At 60.5% G+C, this 15453-nt stretch carries 14 protein-coding genes; 5 read left to right on the top strand and 9 right to left on the bottom strand.

What is annotated here, in order from left to right; all coding sequences use genetic code 11:
• Positions 1-240 precede the first annotated feature (240 nt).
• Together tam and AB8B33_RS03295 are read left to right on the top strand one after the other, a co-directional pair.
• Complete coding sequence (tam, locus tag AB8B33_RS03300; RefSeq protein ID WP_439014344.1) at positions 241-1011, top strand: trans-aconitate 2-methyltransferase; 771 nt, start codon at positions 241-243, stop codon at positions 1009-1011.
• A gap of 218 nt (positions 1012-1229) precedes the next feature.
• On the top strand, positions 1230-1886 hold the full coding sequence (locus AB8B33_RS03295) for a hypothetical protein (RefSeq protein WP_439014343.1): 657 nt from the start codon (positions 1230-1232) through the stop codon (positions 1884-1886).
• Positions 1887-1899: 13 nt separating this feature from the next.
• Here AB8B33_RS03295 and AB8B33_RS03290 read toward each other — a convergent pair whose 3' ends face one another.
• Positions 1900-2562, bottom strand: a complete 663-nt coding sequence (locus tag AB8B33_RS03290) for a LysE family translocator (protein ID WP_439014342.1) — start codon at positions 2560-2562, stop codon at positions 1900-1902.
• A 149-nt stretch (positions 2563-2711) separates the two neighbouring features.
• On the opposite strand from AB8B33_RS03290, the gene zwf reads away from it, so the two are divergent.
• On the top strand, positions 2712-4220 hold the full coding sequence (zwf, locus tag AB8B33_RS03285; protein ID WP_439014341.1) for a glucose-6-phosphate dehydrogenase: 1509 nt from the start codon (positions 2712-2714) through the stop codon (positions 4218-4220).
• Between the two features lie 23 nt (positions 4221-4243).
• Here the strand turns inward: zwf and AB8B33_RS03280 are convergent, their stop codons facing one another.
• From AB8B33_RS03280 to AB8B33_RS03260, 5 genes are all read right to left on the bottom strand, one after another.
• Positions 4244-4537, bottom strand: coding sequence for a hypothetical protein (locus AB8B33_RS03280; protein WP_439014340.1), 294 nt, complete (start codon positions 4535-4537; stop codon positions 4244-4246).
• A 252-nt stretch (positions 4538-4789) separates the two neighbouring features.
• Entirely contained in the window at positions 4790-6958 is a 2169-nt protein-coding gene (locus AB8B33_RS03275) for a TonB-dependent receptor family protein (RefSeq protein ID WP_439014339.1), read from the bottom strand.
• 348 nt (positions 6959-7306) lie between these two features.
• Positions 7307-8185 carry a MurR/RpiR family transcriptional regulator gene (locus AB8B33_RS03270; RefSeq protein WP_113323184.1) on the bottom strand — a complete coding sequence of 293 codons (879 nt, stop codon included), beginning with the start codon at positions 8183-8185 and terminating at the stop codon, positions 7307-7309.
• Positions 8186-8266: 81 nt separating this feature from the next.
• Positions 8267-9628, bottom strand: a complete 1362-nt coding sequence (locus AB8B33_RS03265; RefSeq protein WP_439014338.1) for a metallophosphoesterase family protein — start codon at positions 9626-9628, stop codon at positions 8267-8269.
• Between the two features lie 84 nt (positions 9629-9712).
• Entirely contained in the window at positions 9713-10108 is a 396-nt protein-coding gene (locus tag AB8B33_RS03260; RefSeq protein ID WP_439014337.1) for a hypothetical protein, read from the bottom strand.
• A 228-nt stretch (positions 10109-10336) separates the two neighbouring features.
• Here AB8B33_RS03260 and AB8B33_RS03255 point away from each other — a divergent pair, with 228 nt between their 5' ends.
• On the top strand, positions 10337-11890 hold the full coding sequence (locus tag AB8B33_RS03255) for a helicase HerA-like C-terminal domain-containing protein (RefSeq protein WP_439014336.1): 1554 nt from the start codon (positions 10337-10339) through the stop codon (positions 11888-11890).
• 104 nt (positions 11891-11994) lie between these two features.
• On the opposite strand, the gene AB8B33_RS03250 is transcribed toward AB8B33_RS03255, so the two are convergent.
• From AB8B33_RS03250 to AB8B33_RS03240, 3 genes are all read right to left on the bottom strand, one after another.
• Positions 11995-12297, bottom strand: a complete 303-nt coding sequence (locus AB8B33_RS03250; RefSeq protein ID WP_183735631.1) for an alkylphosphonate utilization protein — start codon at positions 12295-12297, stop codon at positions 11995-11997.
• A gap of 173 nt (positions 12298-12470) precedes the next feature.
• Positions 12471-12971 (bottom strand): metal-dependent hydrolase, encoded by a 501-nt coding sequence (locus AB8B33_RS03245; RefSeq protein WP_439014335.1) that lies wholly within the window; start codon positions 12969-12971, stop codon positions 12471-12473.
• Between the two features lie 141 nt (positions 12972-13112).
• Positions 13113-13526, bottom strand: a complete 414-nt coding sequence (locus tag AB8B33_RS03240) for a GNAT family N-acetyltransferase (protein ID WP_439014334.1) — start codon at positions 13524-13526, stop codon at positions 13113-13115.
• A 381-nt stretch (positions 13527-13907) separates the two neighbouring features.
• Here AB8B33_RS03240 and AB8B33_RS03235 point away from each other — a divergent pair, with 381 nt between their 5' ends.
• Entirely contained in the window at positions 13908-15425 is a 1518-nt protein-coding gene (locus AB8B33_RS03235; RefSeq protein ID WP_439014333.1) for an ABC-F family ATP-binding cassette domain-containing protein, read from the top strand.
• The last annotated feature ends 28 nt before the right edge of the window (positions 15426-15453 follow it).

Raw genomic sequence — 15453 nt, 5'->3', positions numbered from 1 at the left:
CGAGTTCTTCTACATCGACGGCAATAAGTGGAAGCCCATCAGCAAGACTGCGATCGGCGACACTGAAGTCTGTTAAAAACTGATATAGGAAAACCTTTGTTGAACCCGCTGAATCATGTCGAGGACCGGATATTTTCAAGCGTTGGCGCTGCGATCCTGGCTGCCTGAACCGGTCGGCCCGTATCGACAAAGTTCGCATCTGCTGCGTCGAGGACGTGGCCTGACTTCAGGAGAAAGACGATGGCATGGTCAGCCAGCCAGTATGTGAAATTCGAGGATGAACGCACCCGCCCGGCGCGCGACCTGCTGGCGCAGGTGCCCCTGACGGAGCTGCGCCACGCGGTCGATCTCGGCTGCGGTCCGGGCAATTCGACCGAACTGATCATCGAGCGCTATGGTGCGCAAAATGTATCGGGTCTCGACAGCGACCCGAACATGCTGGAGGCGGCCCGCAAGCGCCTGCCGGGCACGGCTTTCGTAGAGGCCAACCTTTCGACCTGGCAACCCTCGGAGCCGGCGGACCTGCTTTTTGCCAATGCCGTGTTCCAATGGCTGCCCAACCATCTCGACATCTTCGACAGGCTGATGGACGGGCTGGCGCCGGGCGGAGTGCTCGCCGTGCAGATGCCCGACAATCTCGGCGAGCCGAGCCATCTGATGATGGAGGAAACGGCGCATGCCGGCCCGTGGAAGACGGCTTTCGAGAAGAAGAGCGTGCGCCGCAATGTGCTTCCGCCGCCTTTGACCTATTACAGCCGGCTGATCGCCAAATCCTCCCGCGTCGACATCTGGCATACGATCTACAATCATCCGATGGACAATGCAGCCGCGATCGTCGAGTGGGTCAAGGGAACTGGCCTTCGCCCCTATCTCGACCATGCCGGCGAAGAGCATCGCGAGGCGTTTCTGGCCGACTATCTCGAACGTATCGACAGGGTCTATCCGAAGGCCGCCGACGGCAAGGTGCTGCTCAAGTTCCCGCGCTTGTTCATGGTGGCGGTGAAGGCCTGACCGGAAATTCTGAGTTCTATGACGCCGGCAGCAGTCCGCTTGATCGCTGCCGGCGAAACTTTGTCAGCCATCCGCAAGCCACACGCAAAGTTTGAAGTGTAGCGGTTCGCCCTGGGATTTCTCAATCCAGACGTGCTTTAGCGACGCCGCCAGCGTCGATCGCTATCCTTTAAACGCCTTTGCGCCACCAGTGCGAGGCCCGACAAAGAGATTTTCAGATGGTTTCTTCCGTTTCCACCATGAGGCTTATGACGGCGCAGATAGCGTTGCAGACGATCAAGGGCGGCTCCTCGGAGAGCAGCTCCAGCAGCACGACCGATCACGACTATTCCAGCCTTCCCTCGCAGACGCGCTCGGCGCTATCGGTCATGCTCGACAAGATCAATGCCGGCAAGGCAGGATCGACTGATACCTCCGGCAACACCACCGCCAGCACCGATATCACCACCGCCTCCTTCATGGCGCTGCTGCGCCAGAACATGACGGCTGCGGCAGACGCCAAGGGCGCCGGCAGCCAGGAAGCTGCCATGCTTGCCGCTTTCAAGAAAGGCCAGCTGACGGTTACCGATCCGACCAAGGGCGTTTCGATCAAGGCCTGGGACGTGACCGACCCCAAGGAAGCCGATGTCGACCAAAAGAAGGGCACGGCGATCAAGACGGACGACTGGAACGACTTCCTGCGCGACCATCTGCAGCGCGATTCGCACGGGCGCCTGGTCAGAAGCGAAAACGGCAGCTTCATCGAAAAGGGCACCGGCAACGAAGTCTATTTCGGCCAGGTCGGCACGCAGAATTACTACATCACCTGGCCGGTGAAGACCGACACGAAGCCGGCCACCGATACGACAACGGACAAGTCCGCCTCCAAGGCGTAAGTTATCCATCATCTTAAAACGGCCATTGCGGAAAGACCTTCAGCAATGGCCATATCGTTTCAGGCGCCGACAAGCTCGACCAGCGACAGTACCGCAGTCGCGAGAATGACGAGGCCAAGCAGATGTTGAGCGCTCGCTCGCTCGATGGCTCCAGCTTCACCTTGCCCAAAACAACGCCCAGCCACAGCCAGAAAATATCGACCACGATCATGACGAGGACGCAGAGCGCCCATTTGGCCTGCATGTCCAGCGCGCCATCCTGCGAAAGCCGGTAAGCGGCAAAGAGCGAGGCGAACGCGATATAGGCCTTGGGATTGGTGAGGCCTAGAACGACACCGCCGGCGATGGTTGGCGAGGCTTGCCGCCGTGCGGCGGAGAGATCTGCACCGACAGGCGCCGATGCGATCTTCCAGGACAGCCAGACGAGGTAGACGGTGGCAGCGACTGTCATCACCATCATCGCCAGCGGGATTGCCTCGATCAACGACAGAAGGCCGGCTGCCGCCGCGGCGGCTGCAATTGCCAAGCCGATCTGCAGCCCGACATGAAAACGCAGGCCGGTCGCCATACCATGGAGGCGGCCGATTGCCAGGAGCGCAGCGATGGCGGGACCGGGCGAACCGAGAAGGGCAAGAGCCGCCATGAGGAAGAAGCTGGCGCTGACAAGATCGATCATGGATCACCCAATGACATAACGATATCTTTATGTCTTTATGTATTTCTAGCACTGTGTCAAACGCTTGTTATTCTTGGGCTGCAAGGTGCTTGCGGCAGAACCGGAGCGCTTTATATTCGGCCGGGAGAATTAAGCTGGAGATGACACGCATGGACGCTCACCCCACCCCGCCCGTCACTCTCGTCATCTTCGGCGCCACCGGCGATCTGACACGGCGATTGCTGGTTCCGGCCATCATCAATCTCACCCGCAGCCATCTCGTCGGCGGGGACCTGAACATCCTCGGCGTCGGCATCGAGCCTGGTGACGATGAATTCCTGCGCCAGCGGCTGGACGCTTTCCTCACCCATCTCGATGGCGAGGAAGCAACTGGCAAGGACAAAGCCTGGGAGAGCCTGCGATCGCGCATCTCCTATCTGCAGGGCGATTTCACCAAGGATGATATCTTCCTCGAAATCGGCAAGCGCCTCGGCACGACCTGCAATGCAGCCTTCTATCTCGCAGTGCCGCCAAGCTTCTTCGGGCCGATCGTCGAGAAACTTGCGGATCTCGGACTGATGGACGAAAGCGGCGGTTGCTTCCGTCGTATTGCGATCGAGAAGCCCTTCGGCACCGATCTCGCCTCAGCCCGCGCTTTGAATGCGCGCATCCTCGCCCGCGTGGAGGAAAGCCAAGTCTACCGGCTCGACCATTTCCTCGGCAAGGAAACGGTGCAGAACCTGATGACGGCGCGTTTCGCCAACATGATGATCGAGTCGCTGTGGAACAATCGCTATATCGACCACGTGCAGATCACCGCCTCGGAGATCGTCGATGTCGGTACGCGCGGGAAGTTCTACGACGCGACCGGCGCGTTGCGCGACATGATCCCCAACCATCTCTTCCAGCTTCTGGCAATGATCGCCATGGAGCCGCCGAACAGTTTCGACGCCGAGGCGATCCGTAACGAGAAGAGCAAGGTGCTGAAGGCTCTGCGCATCTACACGCCGGAGGAAGCAAAGGCGAATGGCGTACGCGGGGCTTATACCGCCGGTCCGCTCAACGGTACCGACTTGCCCGCTTATCGCGATACGAAGGATATTTCGCCCGCCAGCAAGACAGAGACCTATGTGGCGCTGAAGCTCTATGCCGATACCTGGCGCTGGGCTGGCGTGCCCTTCTATCTGCGCACCGGCAAGGCGATGACGGCACGCGACACGGAAATCGTCATCACCTTCCAGCCCGTTCCTTTCGCGCAGTTTCGCGAAACGGAGGTCAACCGCCGTCTGCCGCCGAACAGGCTCGTCATCCAGGTGCAGCCCGATGAGGGCATGAGCATGGAGATTTCCATCAAGTCGCCGGGACAATCCGTCGACACCGTGCCGGTTTCGCTGGATTTCCGCTATGCCGACAAATTCGATATCGGCAAGACGACAGGTTATGAATCGCTACTCTACGACCTCTTCATCGGCGACCAGACGCTATTTCAGCGCGCCGACGGCATCGAGGCCGGCTGGGCGGCGGTACAGCCCTTCCTGGATGAGTGGGCGAAAGATCAGAGCGTGCCGGACCCTTACGCACCCGGCAGCATGGGACCGGCCTGCGCCGACGAGCTTATCCAGCGAGACGGGCGTGAGTGGCATGAGCTTGGCGTGATCCTGCACAAGAACGGCAAATAGCCGTTCCTGCACTGGAATTTAACTTACCGTCGGCGGCAGGCGGTAGCCAGCGTGCCGTCACGCTCGGCCGTGCGATAGGCGCTCGTACCAAGCCGCGGACAAGCCGTCCGGTCGGACGGAATGACGACGGTGATATTGTCGCTCTCGACGGGATCGAGCGGAATCGAAAAAGCATTACTTGATTCCGCGTCCGGCACCGTGCCGGGCGGCATGCCGCCGAAGCGTCCGGAATAGTCCATATCACCGAGGGCCTGGGAGAAGGCCGGAGCGGCGAACCCGAGGAGAATGATCGAGGCTGCTGCAATGACCGTACGCATGACCATATTCCTTCTTATCTGGCCGATATGAAACGGGATTTGGGTATCCATCGTTCCAGCCGATCCGGCCGTCGGTGAAAAATCCCGCACCTCTTAATCTAGGAAAGGTCAGTGCGAATTTCCATCCGACGGATGGATTGATCAGGCCCTTAAAGCGTGTCGCGATCTTTCAGATTCGCTTGCCACGCTTTAGGCTCTTGTTTTCGCATGGCGTTGCAGCAAAACCGCTGCACACTTTTGCGCGACATGCTTTTAAAAGGCGATCGATGCGTTGACGAAGAATGTGCGCGGCTGGCCCACGAACTTGCCGCCATTATTGTCCGTCGAGCGGGTGAAATACTCCTTGTCGAACAGGTTCTTCACGCCGAAGGCAAATTGCGGGGCATTCTTCTTGTCTTCCGGCTGATAGGCGACGCGCAGGTTGACGGTGCCGTAGCCTGGAATATCGCCGAGGCGGCCTGTCGCATCCTCTTCCGTCACATAGGTCGCGCCGGCATCGGCAGATCCCGGCGAATGCTGCTTTGACTGGGCCTGCAGGTCGGCATTGAAGATCCAGTCGTTGTAGCGGTAGCGCGCCCCGAGCGAGGCGACCTGACGCGAATAGAACGGCAGGTCGCGGCCTTCGAAGGCGCCGGCTTCATAGGTCGCCTCGGTGTAGGTGTAGCTTGCCGACAGCGACAGGCCGTCGAGTGCGGGCACGACATCGCCGATATCGTAGTTGATGGCGGATTCGATGCCGCGGTGGCGCGTGGCGCCGAGATCGGTCCAGATGCCCTCGCCGACGATGGTGCGGCCGAGATAGAGTTCCTTGTCGAAGTCGATATTGAAGGCAGTCAGCTCAGCGTTCCAGTTATCGCCCTCATAATGCAGGCCGATTTCGTAGGTCGTCGCCTTCTCGGGATGCAGGCCATCCGTGGTGGATGCGAGTTGGCTGTATTGCTGCGGGCCGAAGGAGACGCCGACATTGCCGAAGACGGTCAACTCATTGGTGAGCCGGTAGGAAGCCGACAATGTCGGCAGGGCTTCGTTCGCCTCGACCGAGGGAGAGAGCGAGCTGGTGACCGCACCACTGGTGCCGAAATTCACGACATCGTTGTGCGTGCTGATCATCTCGTAGCGAATGCCCGGTGTGATGGTCCAGTCGCCGATCTCGATCTTGTCGTCGATGTAGAAAGCATGGGCAATCGTGCCGCCATCGCTCGTCTGGTAGGTGGGCGAGCTACGCGTGGTCGGATCGATGCCCGAGGCTCTGCTGTAGAAAGCCGTGCGGGACGCGACTTCCGAGCTTTCTTCCCAGAGATACCGATAGCCGACGGTCACCTCCTGGGTAATGCCGCCGAGCTCGATCAGGCGGGAATAGCGCGGCTCGATGCCGAAATAGCTGTAGCTGCGCGGAGCAGACGTCAGGCGATAGAGGCCGGCGCTGGCGCCTGTGCCCTGCTGCTCCACATGGCTGCCGCGGAAGGAATCCACGTAGTAGGTCAGCACTTCGAAATTGTTGTCGCCATCGTCATGCTGGTAGCGCAGCGAGATATCATTGCGGCGACCGCTGAAATCGTCGTAGCGGCGTGTCGACTGGTAGGGATCGGCTTCATATTCGGCGCTCGTCAGGCCGCCGGGCATCTTGCCCTCGCCCTCATAGTGATGGAACTGGATGCCGAGCTTGTCCGTATCCGAAAACTCGTAAGCGCCCTTGGCAATGATATCGTCGATATCGGTGCGGTCGTTGGCGTCACGATAGCCTTCGCCGTGGATTCCGGAATAGAGGATGGCCGCACCAAGGCCGTCAACATTGGTACCGCCGATCAGGAAATTCGGCGTCGCCTTGACGTGGCCGTTGTTGCCGGCGATCTCCGCGCCCGAGGAGAAGCGAGCGGTGAAATCCTCCGGGATCGGACGGGTGACGAAGTTGATAATGCCGCCGACATTCTGCGGTCCGTAGCGTACGGAGCCGGCGCCGCGCACGACGTCGATCGTTTCGACATTTCCGAGCGTCAGCGGAAAGAGCGAAAGCTGCGGCTGGCCATAGGGCGCATAAGCCAGCGGGATGCCGTCCATCAATACGGTGGAGCGTGGCGACAGGCGCGAGGTCAGACCGCGCACGCCGAGATTCAGCGACACATCGCTGCCGCCGGTACCATTGGCTTCCTGCACCTGGACGCCGGGGATCTGGTTCAACGCATCGCGGATATCCTGCGCGCCGCGCTCTTCGAACTGTTCGCGATCGAGGATCGTGCGGGCGCCCGGATGTTTCAGCACCTTCTCCTCGTTCGGCTCTTCCAGCCAGTTGCCGGTGATCTTGATCGTTTCGAGCTGAGTGACGGTGCCGTTGGCTGCTTCCTGTGCGAGTGCCGATGTGGCGGATGCCAGAAGGGCGACGGTGAGAGCGAGCTGCTTTCCTTGGAGTTTGGGGGCAATCATGGGAGTTTTCCGTGGGCGTTCGAGAAATTCGGGCAACAGGGGACCTTGCCGAAAATGCCTAGGCATTCCGGTGCAAGAGACTGTTTTTGTTGAATGATTATGTGGTGGTGTCAGCCGTTACGCCGGTATCGGCGTCTGGACACAGTCTTATGGGAGAAGGGACGGACTTCAGCCGTCTTGCTGCGATGAAACAGGCGCGTCATGCAATAACCCCGACAGTCAACGCCGCTGCTGCACGGCGTCATGTCGTGTTGACTACAATATTGTAGTTCGCATTTCAATAAACATAACTTAATTTCTCATGTTTATTTTCATGCGGATGAAATTGCAAAGATATTGCCGTGGAGGTCAGTCGTTGCGCAGCGCCTGGTCGCGCAGGTCGGCGAGACGCTTCTTGGCATCCGTCGCCTGCTGCTGGTTACGGACCGCTACACCATAGGCGAGGAGATCGGCCACAACGATGGCGCCGATGCTCCAGCTTGCCAGCTTCGAGGGCGAACCGATGCAGGTCAAAATGGCCGAGACCTTATCGACATAATTGGCGCGCAGCTGCACACCGCAAACCAGAATGACCTTGCAACCGATATCCCGGAGCTGGCGAACAATGAGCTTGAATTCCGCCGTTTCGCGCACAGCATGGAACATGACGATGACATCGGCGGGACGCAGATCGATCAGCTCATTGGCAAGCGTAAAACCCGAGGCGCCGGAACAGCGGGTGCGCACGCCGGCGCGACTAAGCGCAATCGAACAATGGCGCGCCTCGACCTCGGCTGTGCCCATGCCGATGCACCAGACGGTATCGGCCTCTTCGACGAGCGAGATGGCGGCGGCGAGCATTGCGCCATCCATCTGCTCCTCGGTGGAGGTCAGCACCTCACGGGCGGTCGCAAACATCTGCGTCGCAACCTTTTCCAGATCATCGCCGGTGGCGCGGAAACGCTGTTCCAGACGCTCGCTGGTGGAAATGGTGCGCGCCATGACGCGGCCCGATACCCGCTTCAGCTCCGGCAGGCCGGAAAAGCCGAGGCGCTTGGCCGTCCGGATAACGGTCGCATCGCTGGTGCCGGTTTCGGCGGCGATCTCCTCGGCGCTGCGGAAAATCAGCACATCGATCGGCATCTTCACCAGATGCTCTGCTACTGCCAGTTCCGACCGGCTGAGCTTGGTTCTGTGCTCTTCGAAATGCTCTCTGAGCACCGATGACGATCGATCGCTTCCGTTCATCCGCCCTTCCCTAGATGATATTCAGAAGGCCGAATAACCGACTTTGGTGCATAGCGAAACAAGAAACCGATCAGGCGTTTTTCAACCTGCAATACTCAGGCTCAGGCTCCCGCCCATGAACGGCCGGTCGCCATCGCCTTTCTGGCCATGACCCACACTCCAGCGGGCGGGCCAGACAAGGCGTTGAAGCCCTGTCGAGGCGATCGCTTCGAAGGAGGACCATGCCCTGCTACCCTCCGTGCGCCAGAGCACGCCGCCTGGGCCCATGCAGGCATGGAGAAGGATGTGGATATCGAATTCCTTGCCCGGCGGCAGGTCCGGACCGAAGAAATAATAGGGGCTGCGACCAGGATCGCGACCGAGGATGAGCGTCAACTGCTGCTGCTTGCCGCGCAGGCCAAGCCACAGAAGCGCCAACCCTTCATCGCTGAAAGCCGAGAAGATGGTCTGCTGGGACGCGCAGGCGTCCGAAGCCATCCGACCGCTCAGACGGAGTTCGACGATCCGGTCCGTGTCCATCGGACCCGACCAGAGAGCGTCACTCACGCCATGGGCGGCAAGGTCGTGCCATTGATCCTCGCGTGCAAGAACGGGCGGCCATTGCAGGCGCTCGCGCTCAATGCCTTCGGTATCGAGGACCTGATAGCGCAGGCCGTCCTCATCGAGGGCTGCCTGGATGCAATGGAGATATTCGACACCCTCGGGCATTCTGTGCGCGGTTCCCGCCCCCGCCGTGCATATCTGCAGCACGCCGCGATGGGCCTGCACATCGAAAGCCAGGATATGGCTGCAGCAATAGGCGAAGACATCGGCCTCCACGAGAATATCCCAGAAGCGCTCGGCATATTCGCGGCCTATCTCACGCTGATAGGCGCCCGCATAGCCATTGATCGGAAAGACCGGGTGATGGCCGAGCACCAGCTTGTAGCGGGCATCGGCATGGGCCTTCAGGGTCGCCTCCAGCCACTCGGTCTCGACATGGCCTTCGCCGCCGAGACCTGTCCAGAGCGTATGGACAAAGACCATGAGCAGATCGCCCCGGCGCACCCAATAGGCCAGCCCTTCCTGCCCCGCCGGCCCGTTTGCCGGAAGGCCAAGCGTGTCGCGGAACACCGCCTCGCTCATCTCGTCATAGGTCGTGTGATTGCCGGTCGTGTGCCACATTGGAATGTTCGTTCGGTCGAGCCAGGCCATCTCGACATCGAACCAGTGCCGCCACTGGGCGCGCAGCGATGCTTCATCCGCCGTCAGGCCGATGATCTCGTCACCCGGAAAGAGGACGAACTGCGGCTGGGGCTCAAGCCGGCGCAGGACAGCGTTCACGGATGCGAAGGTACGCTCGTGCAGGGCGCCGGCAACGCCCGAGCAGGAATCGCCGTAGAGCACGAATTGATGGCCGCCTGACTTGGGCAGCAATGCTTTGATCGGGGACTTATCGGGCATGGAACACACACAAAGAAAAGAGAAAATGCTTAAAAAACAAAGCCCCCGGACAGTGCCGGGGGCTTGTGGAAATGATGGGTCGCCTTAGACGAACTGGCTGAGGCCGGGTACAGAGGCGACGACCTGATCGACCACCTCTTCGCCGGCATGTTCCTTGGCGATGGCGATGGTTTCCTTGGCGAGCGAGGTGATTTCGCTCATGCCGAGGCCTTCGCTCATCAGCTGCTGGCCGAGGCCCATGATGCCACCACCACCGAGTGCACTCATGAGGCCGCCGAGCAGACCGCCGCCGCTGCTGGATCCTTCGCCGTTGAACTGGGCGACGAGTTCGGTGGCGCCGGGGATCTTTTCGATCATCTCGGCGACCGGGCCGTCGGCTGCTTCGCGCTGCAGGAAGCCGAGCATCATGCCGAGCGCCTTTTCAGCCAAATCAGGCGCAATGCCCACACGATTGGCGATTTCAGTCACAATCTCATTCATCGTCTGCCTCCTGTTTTTGACGTTGACGTCAACGTAATCGAATCGAGGCGGCAACTCAAGCGGCGCTTTGTGAGGCGCCTCTTTCCTGCTTTCCCTTTTAACGCAGACAGTTGTCCGTCTCCCGTCGGCTGCTTATAACAGAGAAACGATATTTGCATGACTGTGCGGAAAGAGCATCCCGCATATTCGAGAATTGAGCGGCGGCATCGACCGAGGGAGACATTCTACATGCTCGAGGACGGCAAGATTTTCATCGGCGCAAGCCGCAATCCTGACGACAGCATCAACAAGGGCGAATATCTCGACCTCAAATTCGGCAACCGCCATGGACTCGTGACCGGCGCGACCGGTACCGGCAAGACGGTGACCCTGCAGGTGCTGGCCGAGGGCTTTGCGAGAGCCGGCGTGCCAGTTTTCGCCGCCGACATCAAGGGCGACCTCTCGGGCATCGCCGCCAAGGGCGAAGCAAAAGACTTCCTCACCAAGCGCGCCGAACAGATCGGCTTTACCGATTACGAATTCGAGCAGTTCCCGGTCATCTTCTGGGATCTCTTCGGTGAGAAGGGCCACCGGGTGCGCACGACCATCGCCGAGATGGGACCGCTGCTGCTGGCACGGCTGATGGATGCTTCCGAGCCGCAGGAAGGCGTCATCAACATCGCCTTCAAGATCGCCGACAAGGCCGGCCTGCCACTGCTCGACCTCAAGGATTTTACCTCGCTGCTCAACTATATGGGCGAAAACGCCACCGAGCTTTCCAGCCAGTTCGGCCTCATCTCCAAGGCCTCGGTCGGCTCCATCCAGCGCGCGCTACTGGTGCTGGAACAGCAGGGCGCGGAACATTTCTTCGGCGAGCCGGCACTGAAGATTACCGACATCATGCGCACGTCGAACAATGGCTACGGGCAGATTTCCGTGCTTGCCGCCGACAAACTGATGATGAACCCGCGCCTTTACGCCACCTTCCTGCTGTGGCTGCTCTCCGAGCTCTTCGAGGAGCTGCCCGAAGTCGGCGATCCCGACAAGCCGAAGCTCGTCTTCTTCTTCGATGAGGCTCATCTGCTCTTCAACGACGCGCCGAAGGTGTTGACCGAGCGCGTCGAGCAAGTGGTGCGCCTCATCCGCTCCAAGGGCGTCGGCGTCTATTTCGTGACGCAGAACCCGCTCGACGTGCCGGAAACGGTACTCGCCCAGCTCGGTAACCGGTTGCAGCATGCATTGCGCGCCTATTCGCCACGCGAGCAGAAGGCGGTGAAGACGGCGGCCGATACCTTCCGTCCCAACCCCGCCTTCGATTGCGCCACCGTCATCACCACTCTCGGCACCGGCGAGGCGCTGGTTTCGACGCTGGAAGCCAAGGGCGCGCCATCGATCGTCGAGCGAACGCTGATCCGCCCGCCATCCGGCCGCGTCGGACCGGTGAGCGATGTCGAGCGCCAGCAAATCATGGACCGCAGCCCGGTTCTCGGCGTCTATGACGAGGACGTGGACCGCGAATCTGCTTTCGAGATGCTGGCGGCGCGCGCCAAGAAGGCTGCCGATTCCGACGCTGCCAAGCGGGCGCAGGAAGAGGCGCCGGCGCCACAGGAGGGCAGCACCACGTCAGGCTGGACCCTACCTGGCTTTGGCGGCGGCGATGACGACAAGGCGCAGCCTCGCGGCCGCTCCGGTTATCAGCGCGAAACGGTGGTGGAAGCGGCGATGAAGAGCGTGGCGCGCACGGTGGCGACGCAGGTCGGCCGGGCGCTGGTACGCGGCATATTGGGAAGCTTGAAGCGGTAAGTCTAAGCGGAGCGCGATCTTTCAGATTCGCGCCACGCTGACCTTTGTCTTTGCGCATGTCGTTATCGCAAAACCGCTCCGCACTCTTGCGAGACATGCTTTAGTCACCGCTTACGGACAAATTCCGTGCGCAGGACGAGACCTTTGATCGTATCGTGACGGCAGTCGATTTCTTCGGGATTGTCCGTCAGACGGATCGAGCGGATGACCGTGCCCTGTTTCAGGGTCTGGTTGGCGCCCTTTACCTTCAGGTCCTTGATAAGCGTGACGGAATCGCCGTCCTTCAACACGTTTCCGGAGGCGTCGCGAACCTCGGACGCAGCCTGTGCGGCTGCAGCCATCTCGGAGGCAGGGCGCCATTCGCCTGTCGCCTCGTCATAAACATATTCGTCGTCACCGCCTGCCATCACTTCGCCCTCGATCAGGAATTTCCTCAGTCCATCGACGGCCGCTTATAACGATCGCACGGTGCTGTGCAACTAGAGTGGCAAACAGGCAGGCAGGCGAAATGTGTCCGGCCACGATCAGGGCGTTCCAGCCTTTGCGATAACCGCTGACCTGCGCGCCATCCTCCCTGTGGTCAGGCCGCAGATCGACCAGGTTCGGCGCGTCGGCGGCGCATCAGGAAGAGTGCCAGGGCCGAAAGGCAGATCGAGATTTCCAGCAGGAATGTCCAGTGAAGCAGGAAGCTCATGATCCAGCTGGCATGGGTTGCGGGAACTCGAACCAGCTCGAATTCATGAAAGGAAAAAGGTGCCAACCAAAAGAGCGGTGCCGCGATCGTGTCCATGACCATATGCAGCATGGCGGCGGCGAAGAAGACGCAACCTGCAGCGAGCCAGGCCGAACGAAACCATTTGAGGAGCGGCAGGATCAGGATCGCCGAGACCAGCCAGAAGAGCGGCCAATGCGTTACATAGGCATGGTGATGAACCCGGCCGCCGGAGGCGTAGAAATAGATCATGTCAAAATCCGGCATGACGCTGCCGATCAGCGCTGCCGCCATGACCGCAATGGACGAAGCCCTGCGTCGCGCGGCAGTTCCGAGAATATAGCCTGCCGGCAGATGAGCGATGAGCATGCCGTGCCTCCCTGTGACATCCGACATCGCTAAGAAGCGATTGTGTCGGGATCAAAGCGGCCGCGACATGAAGACTTCGGTGTGGCTGATTTCAGCCGGCACGCTGTGAAAAGGCGGGCAATGGGTAAAGCCGAAGGCTTCCTAGAGGGAAAGCGCGCTCTTCAGATAGGCGGCGGTATTGACGAGCATGGTGGGGCGGCCGCTCTTTTTTGCTTCCTCGAACACCCGCCGCATCAGCACATTGGCGATGCCCCGACCGCGAAAGGCGGGATCCACATAGAGTTTATGGATCTCCATCGCAGCAGTCTCAAATGGTGCGAGCGCGATGCAGCCTGCCGGTGCTCCCTCCCATCTGGCCAGGAACATCATCGCTTCGTCGGAGCTATATTTCCGGGCGAGGCTTTCATGATTTTCGCTGTGGAAGAGCGTCATGACGATCTCGGCGGGGATACCATGATCACGCCCGAGTTCCACATCCAGGGCGCCGAGTGCTTCGCAGAAGCCGGCGGCGATGACGAAATCCTCTGTGCTGCCTGCCCTTGCGATGGAAATCATCCCGCGTCCCCCGATCCCGGATGATGAAGGCCTTTCATACCATCTGAGCGTGTTTACTGCCATCATGATCCCTTGTTTCCAACCGCGAGCAATGGTATTTCCCTCTTGCAACCGAGAAAGAAGGAGGGCTGCGCGTGAATATGTATTTCCGGCATCATCGCCAGCGTGGCCCAGTCAACGCCCTGCAGATGCGTTTGCAGGGCTGACCAGAGACCGTTTCTCGCAAATCTCTTCCTGGTCTGCCCCTAGTGGCACTGCTGCACCTGAATGCCCGTCGTTCAAGCTGCAAGCATTTCATAATCCGCCAAGCATAACGCGCTTTCCGTTGATGGCTGGACGCCCCGGATATGCGCGATCGCTTGGCAAGACCAGGATACGATCATGACCCTCATCAATATCCGCAATCTCGGCATCGTGCTGTCCGCGCCGCTGTTTTCGAAGCTCAATCTCGTCGTCAACGCCGGCGACCGGATCGGCCTCGTGGCGGCGAACGGACGCGGCAAATCCACCCTGCTCAACCTCATGACGGGCAAGCTGGAACCGACCGAAGGCGAAATCACCAGGGCGCGCGGGCTCACCATCGGCCATATGGAGCAGAATGTGCCGCCGGCACTTCTCGATGCCAGTTTCCGTGATGCCGTGCTTCTCGCCCTTCCTCCTGACCAGGCAGACGGCGAAAGCTGGCGTGCGGATGTCGTGCTGGAATCGCTCGAAGTGCCCGAGGAGTTGCGCGAGCGGCCGCTCCGACAGCTCAGCGGCGGCTGGCAGCGGCTGGCACTGATTGCCCGCACCTCAGTGAATGAACCCGACGTGCTGCTGCTCGACGAACCGACCAACCATCTCGACCTCGAAAAGATCGCGCAGGTGGAAAGCTGGCTGAACGCACTGCCGCGCGATACGCCTGTGATCATCTCAAGCCACGACCGCGCCTTCCTCGATGCGACGACCAACCGGACGCTCTTCCTGCGGCCGGAGCAATCGCCGGTCATCTCCCTGCCCTATAGCCGGGCGAGAGCGGTACTCGACGAGGCGGATGCCTCCGATGCGCGGCGCTACGAGAAGGATATGAAGACGGTCGAACAGTTGCGCAAGCAGGCGGCAAAACTCAACAATATCGGCATCAATTCCGGCAGCGACCTGCTGGTCGTCAAAACGAAGCAGTTGAAGCAACGCGCCGAAAAGCTGGAGGAAACCGCAAAGCCTGCCCATCTGGAGCGTTCGGCAGGCGCGATCCGCCTCGCCAATCGCGGCACGCATGCCAAGGTTCTGGTGACGCTCGAGGATGCCGAGGTCACGACGCCTGACGGCACGCTGCTCTTCCGCACGGGAAAGCAGTTCATCTGCCAGGGCGACCGCATCGTGCTACTCGGCCTCAATGGCGCCGGCAAGTCGCGGCTCGTCTCCATGCTGCGCGCGGCGGTCGCCGAGCCGGAAACAGCAAAGGCCGGCATCAAGGCCACGCCCTCGCTCGTGCTCGGCTATGGCGACCAGCTGCTTGCCGATCTCAGCGATGCCGACACACCGCTGCAGACGATCATCCGCCGCTTCGATGTCGGCGACCAGCGGGCGCGCTCGCTGCTTGCCGGCGCCGGCATGACGATCGAGATGCAGGGCAAGCCGGTGAAGCTGCTCTCCGGCGGCCAGAAGGCGCGGCTCGGGATGCTGGTGCTGCGGCTGACGCAGCCGAATTTCTACCTGCTGGACGAACCCACCAACCATCTCGACATCGAGGGGCAGGAGGCGCTGGAAAGCGAGCTGATGGCACATGAGGCGAGCTGCCTGCTCGTCTCCCACGACCGCAGCTTCGTGCGGGCCGTCGGCAACCGCTTCTGGCTGATCGAGCGGAAGAAACTGGTGGAAGTGGAAAGCCCGGAAGGGTTCTTTGCGAGTGTGGGGTAGAAAAACAAAGGGGCGCAAACGACGGTGT

Origin of the sequence: Rhizobium sp. 768_B6_N1_8 (assembly GCF_051811225.1) — a bacterium.
GTDB lineage: Bacteria > Pseudomonadota > Alphaproteobacteria > Rhizobiales > Rhizobiaceae > Rhizobium.
This window is presented reverse-complemented; position numbering and strand designations above follow the sequence as displayed.